The 17,389-nt window shown below is 70.4% G+C and carries 15 protein-coding genes; 6 read left to right on the top strand and 9 right to left on the bottom strand.

The features are described 5' to 3' along the window. Positions 1-7: 7 nt before the first annotated feature. From HH310_RS43545 to rsmA, 3 genes are read right to left on the bottom strand one after another with little or no spacing between them, the layout of a single operon-like run. Complete coding sequence (locus HH310_RS43545) at positions 8-955, bottom strand: 4-(cytidine 5'-diphospho)-2-C-methyl-D-erythritol kinase (RefSeq protein WP_169173965.1); 948 nt, start codon at positions 953-955, stop codon at positions 8-10. After that, the gene (locus tag HH310_RS03755) at positions 952-1,527 is read right to left on the bottom strand and encodes a Uma2 family endonuclease (RefSeq protein WP_211191700.1); all 576 of its coding nucleotides are present in this window, start codon (positions 1,525-1,527) and stop codon (positions 952-954) included. The genes HH310_RS43545 and HH310_RS03755 overlap by 4 nt, the downstream gene beginning before the upstream one ends. Then, positions 1,524-2,411 (bottom strand): 16S rRNA (adenine(1518)-N(6)/adenine(1519)-N(6))-dimethyltransferase RsmA, encoded by an 888-nt coding sequence (gene rsmA, locus HH310_RS03750; RefSeq protein ID WP_169173964.1) that lies wholly within the window; start codon positions 2,409-2,411, stop codon positions 1,524-1,526. The genes HH310_RS03755 and rsmA overlap by 4 nt, the downstream gene beginning before the upstream one ends. A 47-nt stretch (positions 2,412-2,458) precedes the next feature. Between rsmA and HH310_RS03745 the strand changes: the two genes are divergently transcribed. Further along, entirely contained in the window at positions 2,459-2,881 is a 423-nt protein-coding gene (locus tag HH310_RS03745; RefSeq protein WP_169173963.1) for a hypothetical protein, read from the top strand. On the opposite strand, the gene HH310_RS03740 is transcribed toward HH310_RS03745, so the two are convergent. Continuing rightward, positions 2,878-3,771, bottom strand: a complete 894-nt coding sequence (locus tag HH310_RS03740; protein ID WP_169173962.1) for a TatD family hydrolase — start codon at positions 3,769-3,771, stop codon at positions 2,878-2,880. The genes HH310_RS03745 and HH310_RS03740 overlap by 4 nt on opposite strands. Positions 3,772-3,840: 69 nt before the next feature. Here HH310_RS03740 and HH310_RS03735 point away from each other — a divergent pair, with 69 nt between their 5' ends. After that, positions 3,841-4,875, top strand: a complete 1,035-nt coding sequence (locus HH310_RS03735) for a hypothetical protein (protein WP_169173961.1) — start codon at positions 3,841-3,843, stop codon at positions 4,873-4,875. 3 nt (positions 4,876-4,878) lie between these two features. Here the strand turns inward: HH310_RS03735 and metG are convergent, their stop codons facing one another. Continuing rightward, the gene (metG, locus tag HH310_RS03730) at positions 4,879-6,675 is read right to left on the bottom strand and encodes a methionine--tRNA ligase (protein ID WP_169173960.1); all 1,797 of its coding nucleotides are present in this window, start codon (positions 6,673-6,675) and stop codon (positions 4,879-4,881) included. A 132-nt stretch (positions 6,676-6,807) separates the two neighbouring features. Here metG and HH310_RS03725 point away from each other — a divergent pair, with 132 nt between their 5' ends. Beyond that, the gene (locus HH310_RS03725) at positions 6,808-7,860 is read left to right on the top strand and encodes a hypothetical protein (RefSeq protein ID WP_169173959.1); all 1,053 of its coding nucleotides are present in this window, start codon (positions 6,808-6,810) and stop codon (positions 7,858-7,860) included. Here the strand turns inward: HH310_RS03725 and rsmI are convergent. After that, positions 7,805-8,689, bottom strand: a complete 885-nt coding sequence (rsmI, locus tag HH310_RS03720) for a 16S rRNA (cytidine(1402)-2'-O)-methyltransferase (protein ID WP_169173958.1) — start codon at positions 8,687-8,689, stop codon at positions 7,805-7,807. The genes HH310_RS03725 and rsmI overlap by 56 nt on opposite strands. Before the next feature lie 75 nt (positions 8,690-8,764). On the opposite strand from rsmI, the gene HH310_RS03715 reads away from it, so the two are divergent. Next, positions 8,765-10,342, top strand: coding sequence for a phospholipid carrier-dependent glycosyltransferase (locus HH310_RS03715; protein WP_169173957.1), 1,578 nt, complete (start codon positions 8,765-8,767; stop codon positions 10,340-10,342). Between the two features lie 958 nt (positions 10,343-11,300). Here the strand turns inward: HH310_RS03715 and HH310_RS43075 are convergent. After that, the gene (locus HH310_RS43075; RefSeq protein ID WP_211191699.1) at positions 11,301-11,552 is read right to left on the bottom strand and encodes a hypothetical protein; all 252 of its coding nucleotides are present in this window, start codon (positions 11,550-11,552) and stop codon (positions 11,301-11,303) included. A gap of 718 nt (positions 11,553-12,270) precedes the next feature. Then, positions 12,271-13,194, bottom strand: a complete 924-nt coding sequence (locus HH310_RS03705; RefSeq protein ID WP_169173955.1) for a hypothetical protein — start codon at positions 13,192-13,194, stop codon at positions 12,271-12,273. Positions 13,195-13,251: 57 nt separating this feature from the next. Here HH310_RS03705 and HH310_RS03700 point away from each other — a divergent pair, with 57 nt between their 5' ends. After that, complete coding sequence (locus HH310_RS03700) at positions 13,252-15,639, top strand: bifunctional polysaccharide deacetylase/glycosyltransferase family 2 protein (protein WP_169173954.1); 2,388 nt, start codon at positions 13,252-13,254, stop codon at positions 15,637-15,639. Between the two features lie 46 nt (positions 15,640-15,685). Here the strand turns inward: HH310_RS03700 and HH310_RS03695 are convergent, their stop codons facing one another. Next, positions 15,686-16,918 (bottom strand): GAF domain-containing sensor histidine kinase, encoded by a 1,233-nt coding sequence (locus HH310_RS03695; protein WP_312033810.1) that lies wholly within the window; start codon positions 16,916-16,918, stop codon positions 15,686-15,688. Positions 16,919-17,044: 126 nt separating this feature from the next. Here HH310_RS03695 and HH310_RS03690 point away from each other — a divergent pair, with 126 nt between their 5' ends. After that, a complete protein-coding gene (locus tag HH310_RS03690; protein ID WP_169173952.1) occupies positions 17,045-17,377 on the top strand; it encodes a nuclear transport factor 2 family protein in 333 nt (110 codons plus the stop codon). Positions 17,378-17,389: the final 12 nt, after the last annotated feature.

Here is a 17,389-nt window from a genome sequence, read left to right as displayed (position 1 = left end):
ATGCGGACTACGTTACCCGGGCCCCCGGCATGGGTCCGCGTGCGGTGACTGCCTCGCGGCACACACCGGCGGCGTTGATCTCGTCGGCGACGCGTGCGGCGTGGGCCGCGTCGGTGGCGAGGAACACGCAGGTGGGGCCCGAGCCGGAGACGATGCCGGTGACCGCGCCGGCCTGGTGGCCGGCCTTGAGCACGTCGGCGAGCTCGGGGCGCATCGCGAGCGCGGCGGGTTGCAGGTCGTTGCCGAGGGCGGCGCCGAGCACCTCGGGGTCGCGCTGACGCAGCGCGGCCATCAACTCGTCGGCGTCGCCGAGCGGTTTGGGTGGCCAGGGGCTTTCGCGCAGCGTGTCGAGCTGGCGGTAGACCTCGGGGGTGCTCAGGCCGGTCTCGGCGACCGCGACCACCCAGTGCCAGGTGGTGGGCCGGGCCAGGATCGGGCTGACCGTCTCGCCGTGCCCGGTGCCGAGCGCGGTGCCGCCGTGCAGCAGGAACGGCACGTCGGAGCCGAGGCCGGCGCCGACCTCGGCGAGTTCCTCGCGGCTCATGCCGGTGCCCCACAGCAGGTCGCAGGCGAGCAGGGTGGCGGCCGCGTCGGCGCTGCCGCCGGCCAGCCCACCGGCGAGCGGGATGGTCTTGCGCAGGTGCAGCCGGGCGTGCGCGGGCACCCGGCAGCGGGCGGCGAGCGCCCGGGCGGCCCGGATGATCAGGTTGGTCTCGTCGAGCGGGAGGGTGCCGGCGCCCTCGCCCTCCATGGTGAGCGCGAGCGTGTCGCCGGAGCGGGCGGTGAGCTCGTCGAACAGGCTGATCGCGTGGTAGACGGTGTTCAGCTCGTGAAAGCCGTCGGCGCGCAGCGGCCCGACCGCGAGGTGCAGGTTGATCTTCGCGGGGACGCGCACCCGCACGGGTCCGTGGTGCCGGCGCGGCTCGTCGTCGTCCGGTCCCCAGGCCTCGGTCACCGAGTGATGTCCTGAATCGGGAGCTTGATCTCGAACGGCGCGCTCAGCACCAGCTCGGTGTCGGAGTCGGCGACCAGCTCGTAGTGGTCCGCGACGAGGTCGTAGGCGAAGACGTGCACGGGATCCTGCTCGATCCGCCAGAAGTGCGGAATCTTGGCCGACGCATATTCGACTGGCTTCTCCAGCCGGTCACGGCGTTTCGTGCCCGGCGAGACGACCTCGACGGCGAGGACGACCTGGCGCGGGAGGAAGAAGTGGTTCGTGCGCTCGATCGGCTGGCGCACCAGCACGACATCGGGCTCGAGGCTGTCCTGAAGCCCGATGGCAACGCCGACAGCCGTCCCAGGCTGTAGCTCCTCCGGAGCGTTCTGCCGGAACCACATCCAGAGCAGGTTTCCGACGTGCTGGTGGCCGATCGTCGGGGAGGGAACCACGATTAAGACTCCGTCACGCAGCTCGACGCGGGGGGCGTCGTCGGGAAGGTTGAGGACGTCCTCGAGGGAATAATCGGCCAGGCGCTGCCTGATGGGGTCGGGTGACCAGGGCACATGACCTGCCGGTTCCGCGGTCATGAGTCCACCTCCTCGGGCTGTCTGCCGGACGCGCTGAGCTTACCGCCGACCCCGGACAGTTTCGCCGCCGCGGCGATCGACGCGAACTGCGTCACGGTCAGCGACTCGCCGCGGGCTCGCGGATCGACCCCGGCCGCGACCAGCACCTTCTCGGCGCGGTCCGGGCCGCCGGCCCATCCGGCGAGCGCCGCCCGCAGTGTCTTGCGGCGCTGGGTGAACGCGGCGTCGACGATCGCGAACACCGATGCGCGGTCGGCGCCGGGTGGAGGCGTACGGGAAAGGAAGGAGACCAGGCCGGAGTCGACGTTGGGGACCGGCCAGAAGACCGCCGGGGGCACCTTGCCGGCCGGTTTCGCGTCGGCGTACCAGGCCAGCTTCACCGACGGGACCCCGTACACCTTGGAACCCGGTCCGGCGGTGAGCCGGTCGGCGACCTCTTTCTGCACCATGACCAGGCCGCCGCGCAGGGTGGGCAGCGACGCGAGCAGGTGCAGGACCACCGGCACGGCCACGTTGTAGGGCAGGTTGGCGACCAGCATGGTGGGCGGCGGGTCGAAGTCGTCGCCGCGGACCCGCAGCGCGTCGGCGGCGTGCACGGTCAGGTTGGGCGCGGTGACCGTGCCGGGCAGGGCCTCGGCGAGCTTGGGGTCGATCTCCACGGCGTGCACGTGGCGGACCGCGCCGACCAGGCCGAGGGTGAGCGAGCCGAGTCCCGGGCCGACCTCGAGTGCCACGTCGTCGGGGCGCAGCGCCGCCGCCGCGACGATGCGCCGGATGGTGTTGGGGTCGTGCAGGAAGTTCTGGCCGAGCTTCTTCGTCGGTGCCACGCCGAGCCGGGCGGCCAGCTCCCGGATCTCCGCCGGGCCGAGAAGTGTGTCAGCCATGGGATGAGAGCCTACGGGCGGCGACCGGAACCGGTAGAAACGACTCCATGACCGAGTTGCTGGAACTCCGAGCCGTGGTCGAGGCCGGTCCGGACGCCGTGGCCGACGTTCTGCTCGATGTGCGTCCGGGCGGGCGGTCGCCGCTGGCGCAGGACGGCGAGATCGACGAGACCGACACCGGGGACGAGTTCGTGCTGATGCGCGGCGGCAGCCGGATCACGGTCACCATCGACCGGGCGGACCGATCGGTCGCGTTGCAGGGCGAGTGGTGGTACAGGGGGGTCACCTCGGTGGAGGCCGACCCGCGCGGCAGCCAGGTGGTGCATCGGGTGTTCAACGTGGCGGAGGGCAACGGCTGGGCGGTGCGGTTCGCCTCGCGGGGGCCGTTGCGGGCCGCGCCGGGCCGCTTCGCCGACGAGGTCCGCCTGCTCGGCGAGCTCCTCGGCGTCAAGGCGTGGGTGGTGGACTAGCGCCAGCCGCCGAAGACGCGCTCCCCGTTCGCGGAGATCGCGGCGCACAGGTCGTCCAGGTCATCGCCGCGGGTCGCGGCGAGCGCCCGCACGGTCAGCGGGATCAGGTACGACGCGTTGGGCCGTCCCCGGTGCGGGACGGGCGTCAGGTACGGCGCGTCGGTCTCCACCATGATCTGGTCGAGCGGGGTGAGCGCGGCCGCCTCCCGCAGGTTGCCGGCGTTGGCGAAGGTCACCGTGCCGGCGAAGCTCAGGTGGAAGCCGCGGCGCACGCATTCGGCCGCGAAGCCGGCGTCGCCGGAGAAGCAGTGCATGACCACCGTGTCCGGGGCGCCCTCGGAGTCGAGCACGCGCAGTACCTCGGCGTGCGCGTCCCGGTCGTGGATGATCAGTGCCTTGCCGTGCCGCTTGGCGATCGCGATGTGCGCGCGGAAGCTCTCCTCCTGCGCGGCGAACCCGTCTTCGCCGGTGCGGAACGTGTCCAGCCCGGTTTCGCCGATGCCCCGGACCCGCGGTTCGGCGGCGAGCGCGTCGATCACGCGCAGCCCCTCGTCCAGGTCGGACAAAAGGGGCGCGTCGTTCGGGTGGATGGCGACGGCGGCCAGCACCGACTCGTGCCGCGCGGCGAGTGCGGCGCTCCACCGCGACGACGCCACGTCGACCCCGACCTGCACGATCCGGTCCACGCCGACCTTCGCGGCGGCGGTGATCAGAGCGTCCACCGGATCGCCGGGGCCGGGCACCCCGGCCTCCTGCACGGTGATGTCGAGGTGGGTGTGGCTGTCGAACACCGGGACGGCCAGCGGCTCGGGCGCGGACGGGAACTCGCCGCGCCGGCGTGCCTTTTCTTCCCGGCGGGATTGCGATGGTGATGAAGCCATGTGAGACATTCTGCACTTACGCCCGTACGCAACCGTTTGTTCACCTGGCGTCCACCGGTGTCGCTTAGCTTGCGGCGCGTGACTTTGACCGGTGAGGACAGCGTGATCGGCGCTGATCCGCTCGAGCCGCCGTTGTCGGCGCCGTTGCGCCGGGAGCTCGGCTGGACCCAGGTGCAGCGCTGGAGCCAGTCCGCGGCGCACCGCGACGACCCCGTCCTGCGGCAGATCAGGCAGACCGCGGCGATCTTCCGCGGCACCCGGATGACCAAGGTGCTGTCCGCCGCCCAGGTCTCGGGTTTCCTCGGCGGATGGCTGCCGTACGGGTTCTGCTACCGGTCCGCCGACATCGCCCACCTGCACGAACCGGCCGCCCTCGCGGACCTGCGCACCGACGGCAGCACCGACACGGATGTCGCGTTCGCGCTGCGCTGGCGCGCGGTCGACCCGCTGGACTACGAGGTGCCGGGCGGTCCCGCGCAGCCGGGACTGGCGGTGCTGCCGGCGCATTCCCGGGTCGGGCCGATGGTGCTCGGCACCGGGTTCAGCCCGAGCACCGACGACCTGGTGCCGGAATACGTCACGGCCGGTTTCGCCGACCTGCCGATGCCGGCGAACGCTCAGCTCATCGCGTACGTGCCGGGTGGTGAGGAGGTCGTGCTGTTCGCCTACCAGCCCGAACAGCACGGCTGGCTGCGTCTGGCCGGGCCGCGCTGGCGGGCCCTGCTCGACCACATTCCCGGCGTCAGCCCGGACCGTGAGTATGTGCCGTGCACCACGCCCGGCTCGTCCAAGCTGGTCGGGCAGATCAAGGACAAGGAGTACGAGGCGGTCGCCGACCCGCCGGAGGAGTTCCGGGTGCGGGCGCTGACCCGGGCCGCCCGGTACCCGGTGGAGACGCTGAGCCGGCGCGCCGAGCAGGCCCTGTGGCGCGGCGTGCCGACCTGGGTGCTGCAGCGCGACGACACGTGGGCGCGGCTGCGGCTGGTGCGCCCCGACAACGACTCGTTGTCGATCACCGGGGCGCGCTGCTACGAACGTGGCGTGTACGAGACGTGGGCGCCGCTGGGCGAACTGGCCGACCACCACATCGCCGACATCCCGTACACGTTATGAGCCTCAGCCCGCCAGGCGGGCCAGTTCCTCGTCGACCACCGACGGCTCCAGCTTGCGGAACACCGGCTTCGGCGCGGCCAGCGGCGTGCCCGCGACCAGCGGCACCGACTCCCAGCGCGCACCCACCGTGTAGTCGCCGGTGATCACCGGGTAGGCCGGGCCGCCGTCCAGGTCGTCGACCTGTTCGATGTGCGGCATCGGCGCGTGCACGCCGACGCCGCCGAGCAGCTCGAACACCTTCTGCGCGGAGTGCGGCAGGAACGGCGTCAGCAGCGTGTTCGCGTCGCTGACCACCTGCAGCGCGACGTGCAGGACGGTGGCCTGCCGCGGCTTGTCCTCGTCGGACTTGAGCTTCCACGGCGCCTGGTCGGACAGGTATTTGTTCGCCTCGGCGACCACCCGCATCGCCTCGCCGATCGCGGCCTTCTGCCGGTGCTTCGCGATCAGGTCGCCGACCGTGGTGAACCCGGCCTTGGCGGTCGCGAGCAGCGCCTCGTCCTCGGCGGTCAGCGCACCGGCCGCCGGGATCGCGCCGAAGTTCTTCGCCGCCAGCGAGATCGACCGGTTGACCAGGTTGCCCCAGCCCGCGACCAGCTCGTCGTTGTTGCGCCGGACGAACTCCGACCAGGTGAAGTCGGTGTCGGTGGACTCGGGGCCGGCGGCCGCGATGAAATACCGCAGCGAGTCGGCGTCGTAGCGCTCCAGGAAGTCGCGCACGTAGATGACCACCCGGCGCGACGAGGAGAACTTCTTGCCCTCCATCGTCAGGTATTCGCTGGAGACCACCTCGGTCGGCAGGTTCAGCCGGCCGAACTCGCCCGCCTCGCCACCCTTGTCACCCTCGCCCGAGTAACCGAGCAGCAGGGCCGGCCAGATCACCGAGTGGAAGACGATGTTGTCCTTGCCCATGAAGTAGTACCCGGCGGCGTCCTTGCCCAGGCCGTCGGCCGACCACCACTTGCGCCAGGCCTCCGGGTCGCCGGTGCGGCGGGCCCACTCGATCGACGCGGACAGGTAGCCGATGACCGCGTCGAACCACACGTAGATGCGCTTGTCGGCACGGTCGCGCCAGCCGTCCAGCGGGATCGGCACGCCCCACTCCAGGTCGCGGGTGATCGCCCGGGGCTGCAGGTCGTCGAGCAGGTTGCGGGAGAACTTGAGCACGTTGGGCCGCCAGTTCTCGCGCTGGTCCAGCCAGTGCCCGATCGCCTGGGCGAAGGCCGGCAGGTCCAGGAAGAAATGCTCGGTCTCGACGAACTCCGGGGTCTCCCCGTTGATCTTGGACCGCGGGTTGATCAGCTGCTCCGGGTCGAGCTGATTGCCGCAGTTGTCGCACTGGTCGCCGCGGGCGCTCTGGTACCCGCAGATCGGACAGGTGCCCTCGATGTATCGGTCCGGCAGGGTGCGCCCGGTCGACGGCGAGATCGCGCCCAGCGTCGTGCGCGCGACGATGTAGCCGTTGCGGTGCAGCACCGTGAACAGCTCCTGCACCACCGCGTAGTGGTTGCGCGTCGTCGTACGGGTGAAAAGGTCGTAGGTCAGACCGAGCCCGTTGAGGTCCTCGACGATCACCCTGTTGTACCGGTCGGCCAGCTCGCGCGGGGTCACCCCGTCGGCGTCGGCCTGCACCTGGATCGGGGTGCCGTGCTCATCCGTGCCGGAGACCATGAGCACGTCGTGACCGGCCATCCGCATGTACCGGCTGAAAACGTCGGAAGGCACCCCGAAGCCGGACACATGACCGATGTGGCGCGGGCCGTTGGCGTAGGGCCAGGCGACCGCGGCGAGAACGTGACTCATGAGGCCTAAGCGTAATGATGCTGAATACCGGGCCGCGAACGGATTCGTTCTGCCCTACGCGAGATCCCCATTTATTACGACACACCCGATAAATGACGTGATCGGTGACTGGTTGCGGTGTCCAATGGAAAGGTGATCGGAGACACGCCGCAACCTGGGGAATCCCCGCGCAGCGAGGGTGACCCGTGGTCGTTCGGCGATCCCGACGCGCGCTGGTGGCGTGGTGAGACCGAACGCGCCGCCGCCGACGCCAAGCGCGCTTCGGCGGGCGGCACCGGCACGCTCAATCCGCCCACCGCGCCGCCCCGGACGGGTGCGGCGGCCGCCGCGCACGCCGCCGGCACCCGCGACGTGAGCACCGAGCTGAACCCGCCACCGATCGTGGAACGCGACCACGACCAGGCCGACCCGCATCGCTACGACCCGCTCAAACCCCCGGCCGGGTACGCCTCGACGACCGCACCCCCGGACGAACCGGACGTGATGATCCTGCCCGAGCCGGCCCCGCGGACCCGGCCCACCGTGCCCCTGGAACGCGCCCCGGTCCTCGGCCCCCTCAACGGCCCGCTCAACGACCCGCTCACCGCGAAACTCGAGAACTCGCCGTTCTGGCTGGACCAGCCCGCACAACCACCGGCCGGGGGAGGCTCGCACGCCGCCATCCGGACCCATCGAGGCCACCGCCCGGCACCCGGCATCCGGCTCTCCGCGCACGTCTCGCTCGTCGCGCTCGCCCTGGTCGCGGCGTTCTTCGGCTGGGTCAGCGCGGAACCGTTCTGGCTCGCCACCGGGCACGGCGACACCGGCACCGCCACCGTCACCGAATGCGTAGGCACCGGCGTCACGCAGCGCTGCATCGGCCAGTTCACCACCCGCGACGGGCGGTTCACGGTCAGCCGGATCACGCTGCTCGGCGTACCGCCCGCGCAACGCGCACCGGGCGAGACCGCGCCGGCCCGGATGGTCAGCCCGGACAGCCGCCAGGTCTACGTGGGCGGCACCGGACCGCTGATGCACCTTCGCTGGCTGCTGGGCTTCGTGCTGGTCCTGCTCTGCGGCTACGCCGTGGCCGGGGTGACCGGGGCCCGTCGCCTGGAGACCGCCAAGGCCCGCCGCGCGGCCGTGCTGCTCAGCCTGGCCGGCCCGGTCGCGCTGCTGGCCGGCTTCCTGATCGCTGCCTATTAGCGATCTCGTACACCTCGCGTTTGCGCAGCCCGAACTCGTCGGCGACGGCCTCGATCGCGTCCCGCCGCGACATCCCGCCGGCCTCCCGCCCGGCGACGGCCGCGCCCAGCTCCTCGTCCGCCGGACGTTCCAGCGGCCGGGCCGGCGCACCGCCCACCACCAGCGTGATCTCGCCGCGGGGCTCGTTCGCGGCGGCCCAGGCGGTCAGCTCACCCAAGGTGTCCCGGCGGATTTCCTCGTACGTCTTCGTCAGTTCCCGGCACACCGCGGCTGCGCGGTCCGCGCCGAACGTGTCGGCCATGTCGCCGAGCGTGCCGGCGATCCGGTGCGGGGCCTCGAAGAACACCAGCGTGCGCGGCTCGGCGGCCAGTTCGCGCAGGCGTGAGCGCCGATGCGAGCCGGTCCGCGGCAGGAACCCCTCGAACACGAAACGGTCACTGGGCAGGCCGGACAGGGCCAGGGCGGTGGTGACGGCGCTGGGGCCGGGCGCGGCGGTGACCGGGTAGCCCGCGTCCAGGGCCGCCCGGACCAGCCGGTAGCCCGGGTCGGAGACGCTCGGCATGCCCCCGTCGGTCACCACGGCGACCACGGCGCCCTCGGCCAGGGCGGCGACCAGTTCCGGCGTACGGCGTTCGTCGTTGCCCTCGAAATAGGAGACGACCCGGCCGGTGACCGTGATGCCGAGATCGCGGGCGAGGCGGGCCAGCCGGCGGGTGTCCTCGGCCGCCACCACGTCGGCCGATCCGAGCACCTCACGAAGCCGTGCCGACGCGTCCCCGACATTGCCCAGCGGCGCCCCGACGAGCACCACACGGCCGTTGGAATCCATCGGGAAAGTTCACCACACGCCGAGATAGGCCGACGTCGGACACACCTTCACGGCGGCAGGTCCTACGATCGCGGGGTGACTACGGCGGCGACAGCTGAGGCAGAGCGCATCCCCGAACCGCCCGCGGAACCGCAGCCCGCGGGTCCGCCCGGCGTCCCGGAGATCGTCCGGCGCCGGCTCAGCACGCTCGACAACTGGCTCAACCCGTACTCGTGGCTCGTCACGTTCAGTGTCGGCGGCATCGCCGCGGTGCTGCGCCTGGTCGGCATCAGCTCGCCGAAGGGCCACATCTTCGACGAGGTGTACTACCCCACCGACGCCTGGGACATGCTGACCCACGGCGTCGAGTGGGACGAGAAGACCAACGGCCCCGCGTACGTCGTCCACCCGCCGCTCGGCAAATGGCTGATCAGCCTCGGCGAGCTGGTCTGGGGCAACACCGAGACGGGCTGGCGCGTGCCCGCCGCGGTCGCCGGCATCCTGATGATCATCATCCTGATCCGGGTCGCGTACCGGCTGTTCCACTCGGTGCTGCTGGCCGGGATGGCCGGCCTGCTGATGTCGCTGGACGGCTTCCAGCTCGTGCTCTCCCGCACGTCGCTGCTCGACATCTTCCTCGGCACATTCGTGCTGGCGTCGTTCGCCGCGCTGGTCATCGACCGCGACCACTACCGAAGAAACCTGCTGCGCGCCCTGGAGAACGGCTACGACCCCAGCCGTACGCCCACGGTCCCGCGCATCATCCCCTGGTGGCTGCTGGCGGGCGGGGTGTTGTTCGGGCTCGCCTGCGGGGTCAAGTGGAGCGCGCTGTTCTTCCTGCCGTTCTTCGGCGCGCTGGTGCTGGTGTGGCGGGTGCAGGCACGCCGATCCGCCGGCATTCGCGGCCCGTTCCTGGCCGGCGTGTTCGGCGACATCGGCTGGTCCATCACCTCGGTGGCGCTCGCGATGATCTTCTACCTGGCCACCTGGACCGGGTGGTTCGTCACCAACGACGGATACTTCCGGCACTACCGCGCGGACAACGGACTGAGCGAGCCACCGATCCTGGGCGCGCTGCTCAACCTGTGGCACTACCACCAGCAGGCATACGACTTCCACAGCGGCCTGACCGAACGCCATCCCTACCAGTCGTGGCCGTGGCAGTGGCTGCTGCTCGGCCGCCCGGTGTCCTTCTACTGGGGCAACACCGGGAACTGCGGCTCGCCCAGTTGCGCCCGGGAGGTGCTGCTGCTCGGCACGCCGGTGCTGTGGTGGTCGTTCATCCCGGCGCTGGCCGCCCTGCTGTGGTTCGCCGTCGCCCGGCGCGACTGGCGCGCGTACGCGATCCTGACCGGCGTGGCGGCGGGCTTCCTGCCGTGGTTCTACTACGCGCTCAAGGACGGCCGCACGATGTTCTCGTTCTACGTGCTGCCCGCGCTGCCGTTCCTGATCCTCGCCGTGGTCTACGTGCTGGGCGCCATCATGACCCCGGCCGAGGGCATCGCCCCCGGCGCCAAACGAACAGACCGCCAGCTGGTCGGCATCATCATCGCCACGACGTACGTGGTGCTGGTGGCCGCGTGTTTCGTCTACTTCTACCCGATTTTCGTCGGAAAGCTGATCCCGTACAACGCGTGGGCAGCGCGCATGTGGCTGGGCGGCCGCTGGATCTGACCCGGCCGCATCGGAGGCCCCCGGGGCTGGCCTTGCTCGCCCCTCAGCACGGACGCCTTGGGCGGCCGGGCTGCCGCGGCGGCCCGGCCGCGTCCGGCGACATATTGCCTCTCGCAGCCCGGCCTGCGTTGCCTCGCGCACGCATTACTTCCCGCAGCCCCGCCTGCGCCCCCTCGCGCACGCATCACCTCCCGCAGCCCCGCCTGTGCCCCCTCGCGCACGCATCACCTCCCGCAGCCCCGCCTGCCCCGCCTGCGCCGCCTCGCGCACGCATCACCTCCCGCAGCCCCGCCTGCCCCGCCTGCGCCGCCTCCCGCCCCTCCCGGCCGCCTAGCGCTTAGCCGCCTAGCCGCGGAAACGAATGTTCGTTCGCCATACCTCGCGCCGCGCCTGCACCGCCCGCGCCGCCTGCACCGCCTGCCGCGCCCCAGCCGCCCAGCCGCGGAAAACGAGCGTTCGTTCGCCATACCTCGCGCCACGCCTGCGCCACGCCTGCGCCGCCCGCACCGCCCGCACCTCCTGCCGCGCCCCAGCCGCCCAGCCGCGGAAAACGAGCGTTCGTTCGCCATACCTCGCGCCGCGCCCCCATAGCCTGCGCCGCCTCCCGCCTCCCGCCTCCCGCCTCCCGCCTCAGCCACCCAGCCTCGAAAACGAATGTTCGTTCGCCGTACTTCGCGCCCCGCCCGCACCGCCTGCTCATGCCATGGCGAGGCAGAAAAAGCGAACGTTCGTTCGACTTCATGCCGCGCCGGCACCGCCTGCCACGCCGGGGCGAGCCAGATTGAGCGCCTGTTTCATCACTTTTGACCGCATTGTTGGCCGGCCTAGGCCGCGTCGGAGGGCGTTTTCGAGACCTTGGAGAGTTGTGGCTCGAATGTGGGCGTAACTCTCCAAGGTCTCGAAAATGGGCGGATCACCGCCGTAGCAAACAGGTACAGATTAGTACAAAACGTCCGTCCTATTCGGACAAGAGTCCATCAGGTAAGCAGCCCATGCCGGATACTGAGACGTCCGCCGGGCGCTGCTTGCCGCCGTGCGCGACCAGTTCGATCCGCCCTTTGCCGGCGCCAACGGCAACCCTCCGCCGATCAGGCGCCGCGATCAGCCCCAGATCCGGCCGGTACGCCTGCTGGCGTTCAGCGACGGCGGCCGCAAGGCGGTGACCGCCGTCGTCAAGGCCGGAGCGGCCGCCCACCCGCGTCACGAACATTGGGGTCGAGCGCACAGGTAAGGGCTTACCCGGGCTTTGCGGATTCTTACAGCGCCGGGTTCGGTTTTTGCGCTTTTCGCAACGCGGGCGGTGGGGCGGATTGGCGAATGGCCACAAAGGACTTAGCGGCGGGGCTGACCGTGCTGGTTATGGCGTACGGGATCGACGTGTTTGGCGGTCTAATGCGGCACACGCTAGGGCTGAGAAGATGCTGTGAGTGGTGCCGCGGAAAAGCGGAAATCGTAAAGCGTCCGGCCCATTGGCAGGAGCGACGCCGGCCACCCGAAGACGCAAATAGAGCGCGCCCCGATCGCCTGCCACGGGGGAAGCGGGCGATAGGGGCGCGCAAGACAGAGCTTAACTACCCAGGATGGGTGCACACAACGGGTAGCCGACCGAAGTTTCAAATTTCGATCAAGCCTGCTCGCCAATTCGGACATAATGGTGTACTCTCGGCTTACCGCGCATTGCGGTCCGTGAATTACGCTCGTCTTTGTCGCCTGTGGCTGGTCGGAAATGCGACAGGAAACAGTATGGCGAATTGGCGTAACCTCCTTTCGAGCGCGACTTACTCGCAGCTCAGGGCGATCTCTTGCGGTGCGGCACATACATGCCCCCATCTGGTCAAACGTTGAGCATCATCATTTCGGCTGATTCCTGGGCGCGATCATCCGTCATCCCTCGGAGGGATACCGCCGAATGTTGACGCAGATGTTTTTTAAGCTCGCCGCGTGAACGCGCAGCAGCACAGAAGCCCGCAATTCATCGAGGCCGACATCCCCGACACCGAGGTGATCTCGGTCTCGGCGCCGGCGCCGGTCTTCGTGGACAGCACGGGCCGGCGGAGCCGGTTGCTGCGGCGGCTCGCGTACGCGTTCGGCGTCCTGGTGATGATGTACGGCGGCCTGATCAGCGTCAGCCTGGCCGGCGGACCGGTCCGCTCCAGCGCCGTGCTGCCGCTGCCGGGCCTCGCCGAGCCGCCGAAGGAGCCGAAGCATCCGCCGCAGCCGCTGCCCACCCCGGTACCGACGCCCACGCCCACCAGCCACACCAAGGCGCTGCTGGTGACCGAGGGCCTGCCACGGCGCGGCACGAAGCCGCCGGTGCCCCGGGCGCTCGCGCCGCGGCTGGAGTCCACCAAGATCACCTCGCGGCCGGCGCCCAAGGCGAGCAAGAGCCCGTCGAAGACCCCGTCACCGAAGCCGAGCACGACCCGCCCGACGGAGTCGACCAGCACGCCGCCGACGACCGACCCCACCACGCCGGGTGACGGTGGGGGTGAGAGTTCGGCACCGGTGCCGAACCCCGTGCCGCCGGCGCCCCCGGCAAGCGGCACCGGCGGCACGGGCGGCACCGGCGGCGGCTCAGGAACCAGCGGCAGCGGCAGCGGTTCGGGAAGCGGCTCCGGGACCAGCGGCAGTGGCGGGAGCTCAGGTACCAGCAGCAGCGGGAGCGGTTCGGGAGCCAGCTCGGGTTCAGGCGGCACGGGCAGCGGCTCGGCAACCGGCGGCACGGGCGGCGGCTCGGCAACCGGCGGCACGGGCAGCGGCTCGGCAACCAGCGGCAGCGGCGGCAGCTCGGGCGCCAGCTCAGGGATCAGCAGCAGCGGCGGCAGCACCACCACCACCAACAAAGGCGACACAACCGGCGGAACCACCAACTCGGCCAACCCAGGCAGCGGCCCCTCCAAGGCGCGGCCGTGACGGCCCCACCCCCGCGCGGCCGCCCCCGCGGCAAAGTCCGCCGCCGGCTCCTCCCGCGCCCACGGGTCATGCTCGGAGTCCTGCTCCTGGTGCTCTTCGTAGGCGTTCTGGTCGTTCAGGCGTACATCAATGCGGAATTCACCGGTGATCACGCCGAGACCGAGGTCGGTGACCAGGCGCACGTCCCCGCCGCGGTGCTGCACGGCGGCCCGATCGTCAACACCACGGGCGGCCAGGAAAGCACCACCAGCATGCCGCCCAAGACCATCGCGCTGACGTTCGACGACGGGCCGGACCCGACCTGGACGCCGCAGATTCTCGACCTGCTGAAGAAGCACGACGCGCACGGCACCTTCTTCGTGATCGGCTCCGAGGTCGCCCGGCACCCGGCGCTCACCAAGCGGATCACCGCCGAGGGCAGCGAACTCGGCCTGCACACGTTCACCCACCCGAACCTGCAGCGCATCGCCCCGTGGCGCCGCACGCTCGAGCTCTCCCAGACGCAGGTCGTCATCGCCCGGGCCGCCGGCGTGCACACCAACCTGGCCCGCTTCCCGTACTCGTCGAAGACCCTGGCGATTGACGACACCAACTGGAAGATCGTCAAGGACGCGGGCCGGCAGGGCTACCTCGTCGTCGTCAACGACCTGGACAGCGAGGACTGGCAACGGCCGGGCGTCGACCAGATCATCCGCAACGCGACCCCGACCGGTGACAACTCGGCGATCATCCTGTTCCACGACGCCGGCGGTGAACGCTCGCAGACCATCGCGGCGCTGGAACGGTTCATCCCGATGATGAAGGCCCGCGGCTACCGCTTCACCACGGTCACCGAGGGCCTGAACGGGAGCATCGCGCTGAGCAAGAGTGCCGTGCCCGCGCTGCCGGTGAACCCGCCGGCGGCGCGGAGCGACATGTGGCGCGGGTCGGCGGTGATCTGGACCGTACGCCTCGCCGACGGGCTCGTCTGGTCGATAGCCGGCCTGTTTCTCGTCGTCGGGTTGCTGACCATCGGGCGTACCGGAATCTTGTTGTTGCTCGCCACCCGGCACGCCCGGCAGCGCCGCAAGAAGACCTGGAGCTGGGGTCCGCCGGTGGTCGCACCGGTGTCGGTGATCGTGCCCGCCTACAACGAGAAGGAGGGCATCGAGGCCGCGGTGCGGTCGCTGGCCTGCGGCGACTACCCGGACATCGAGGTGGTGGTGGTCGACGACGGCTCCACCGACGGCACGGCCAGCCTGGTGGAACGCTTGCGGTTGCCCAACGTACGCGTCGTGCGCGTCCCCAACGGCGGTAAGGCCAACGCGCTGAACACCGGGATCGCGCTGGCTCGCCACGACCTGATCGTGACGGTCGACGGTGACACGATCTTCGAGAAGGACTCGATCCGGAACCTGGTGCAGGCGTTCGCCGATCCGTTGGTGGGCGCCGTCGCGGGCAACGTGAAGGTCGGCAACCGGCAGCGGATGGTCGCCGCCTGGCAGCACATCGAGTACGTGATCGGGTTCAATTTGGACCGACGCCTGTACGAGGTTCTCGGTTGCATGCCGACCGTGCCGGGCGCGATCGGGGCGTTCCGCCGCGCGGCCCTCACCCAGGTCGGCGGGATCAGCGACGAGACGCTCGCGGAGGACACCGACGTCACGATGGCGTTGTGCCGGGCCGGTTGGAAGATCGTGTACGAGGAGCGGGCGCGCGCCTGGACCGAGGCACCGACCACATTGGAGCAGCTGTACCGGCAGCGATACCGGTGGAGTTACGGAACGATGCAGGCGATGTGGAAGCATCGTCACGCGCTGTTCGACTCGGGCCCGTCCGGCCGGTTCGGGCGGGTGGGGCTGCCGTTCCTGGCGCTGTTCGGGGTCGCGTTGCCGATGCTCGCGCCGGTCTGCGACATCATGCTCGTGTACGGGCTGGTCTTCTGGGAGTTGCGCGAGACCCTGGTGGCCTGGTCCGGGATGCTGGCGCTGCAACTGTTCACCGCGTTCGTGGCGTTCCGCTTCGACCGGGAGTCGCTGCGGCCGCTGTGGCGCATGCCATTGCAGCAGTTCGCGTACCGGCAGCTCATGTACCTCGTGATGATCCAGTCGGCGACCACCGCGATGACCGGCGGCCGGCTGCGCTGGCACAAGCTGCACCGAGCTGGTCTGGTGCCGCGGACCAGCGACGTGGAGCCGATCGGCCGGGTCGCGCCCGAAGTGGACACGTGGCCGTCGACGCGCGGGCACGCCGAACCGGAGCATCCCGCGGCCGGGCGTGCCGTCGCCCCGCCGGTGCCCGCGCAGTCCCCGACCGGCATCGGGCCCGACGACCTCGGACCCGAGGATCTTCCGTCAGCCGGCTCGCCCCCGGGTGGCGGCACCGGCCCGGTCTACACCGGGTGAGCTCGGCCGGTCCGCCCGAACTGCAGCCGGGCGGGCCGGCCTGGTCTCAGACCGCCACCAGATCAGGCAGCAGCTCCGACGGGTCGGGCGCGGCGAACGGGAACGTCACGTGCACCGACGTCCCATCCCCGGGCCGGTCGGAGAGCGCCACCGTGGCGTGGTGCGCGTCCAGGATCTTCTTCGCCACCGCGAGCCCCCGATCCGGGCCGGGCACGTCCACCGGGTTCGCGATCGCGCCGTAATACAGGTGCGGGAACAGCTCGGGCCGCATCCCGTCCGGAAGATCCATGTCATCCACCCGTACGGTCGGGCCCGACTCGACCTCGGTTCCGACGCGCATGCGGCCACCGGGCGGGGTGTACTTCACGGCCGCGAACAGCAGATGCGTGATGACCTGCTCGAGGCGTACGGGATCGGCAATGATCGGCAGCGCCGGACCGCCCGCCTGGTTGAGAATCCAGATCTGCTTGCTCGCCGCGATCGGCCGCACCGCCTCGACCGCGCGCTGGGTGATCCGGGTCAGGTCGATCTGGCGCATGTGCAGCTGCTCGGTGCCGAAGCCCGCCTCCGCCATGCTGGTCAGATGGTGCATCAGGTCGAGGAAGCCGCGGATGTGCCCGGCCGCCGCGCGACCGACGAGATCGGCCATCTCGGCGTCCTGATAGCCGGTCGTGCCAAGCTTTTCCAGGTACGCGGTGACCAGCTTCAACGGTGCGCGCAGGTCGCCGCCGATGAGCGAAGCCAGGTCGTCCTTGCGCCGCTCCAGCTCCTGCAGCCGGGCCGTGGTGTTGGCCAGCGCGGTGGCGTGCCGGCGCAACTCCATCTGGGCCGTGACCTGCCGGGACAGCGCCCGCAACGCCTGCAGCTGCTCGATGTCGAGCGAGCGCGGCTGGTTGTCCACCACGCAGAGCGTGCCGAGCGCGAACCCGTCGGTGGTGACCAGCGGCGCCCCGGCGTAGAACCGGATCCCGTCGGTGCTGTCGACGAGCGGATTGTCCGAGAAACGGGCGTCCTTGGTCGTATCGGGCACGACGAGCAGGTCCCGCCCCAGAATCGCGTGCGCGCAGAAGGACAGCTCGCGCGTCGTCTCGGTGAGGTCGGTGCCGACCCGCGCCTTGAACCATTGCCGGTCGGTGTCGACCAGGGTCACCAACGACATCGGCGTCCCGCACACGTTCGACGCGAGCGCCACGATGTCGTCGAAGTCCTGCTCGGGGGCGCTGTCCAGGATGTCGAGGCCGTACAGCGCGGCGAGCCGGTCGGTTTCGTTGTCGGGCACGGCAGCTTCCATGTCTCCGGGATATCACTCGAAAGGAGCAATTCCCGCTAATCGCCGAAAGTGGTGCGCGTCGCTGGCCCTCGGGGGGCCAGGCTTCCGCCGATCTCCCTGGTTACGCTCGGCAGCATGACCGACCAGTCCATCCCGGCACCGATCCAAACGTTCATCGATGCGACGAACGCGGGCGACAACGAGGGTTTCGTCGCCGTCTTCACCGACAACGCCTACGTCCGCGACTGGGGCCGCGAGTTCAACGGCCACGAGGGCGTCGCGTCGTGGAACCGCACCGACAACATCGGCGTGCACATGCAGTTCGAGCTGATCAGCTGCGAGGCGACGGGACCGGGCCCGGAAAGCTACGCCCTGACCATCAAGGCGACGAGCAACCGCTTCAACGGCACCGGCACGATGCAGATCACGCTCCGCAACAACCTGATCTCCCGCCTCGAGATCGGCTGACGCACCGCGCGC

The sequence above is a fragment of the Actinoplanes sp. TBRC 11911 genome (assembly GCF_012933445.1).
Classification (GTDB): domain Bacteria; phylum Actinomycetota; class Actinomycetes; order Mycobacteriales; family Micromonosporaceae; genus Actinoplanes.
Note: the sequence above shows the minus strand (reverse complement) of the source record. Positions and strands in the feature narration are given on the sequence as shown.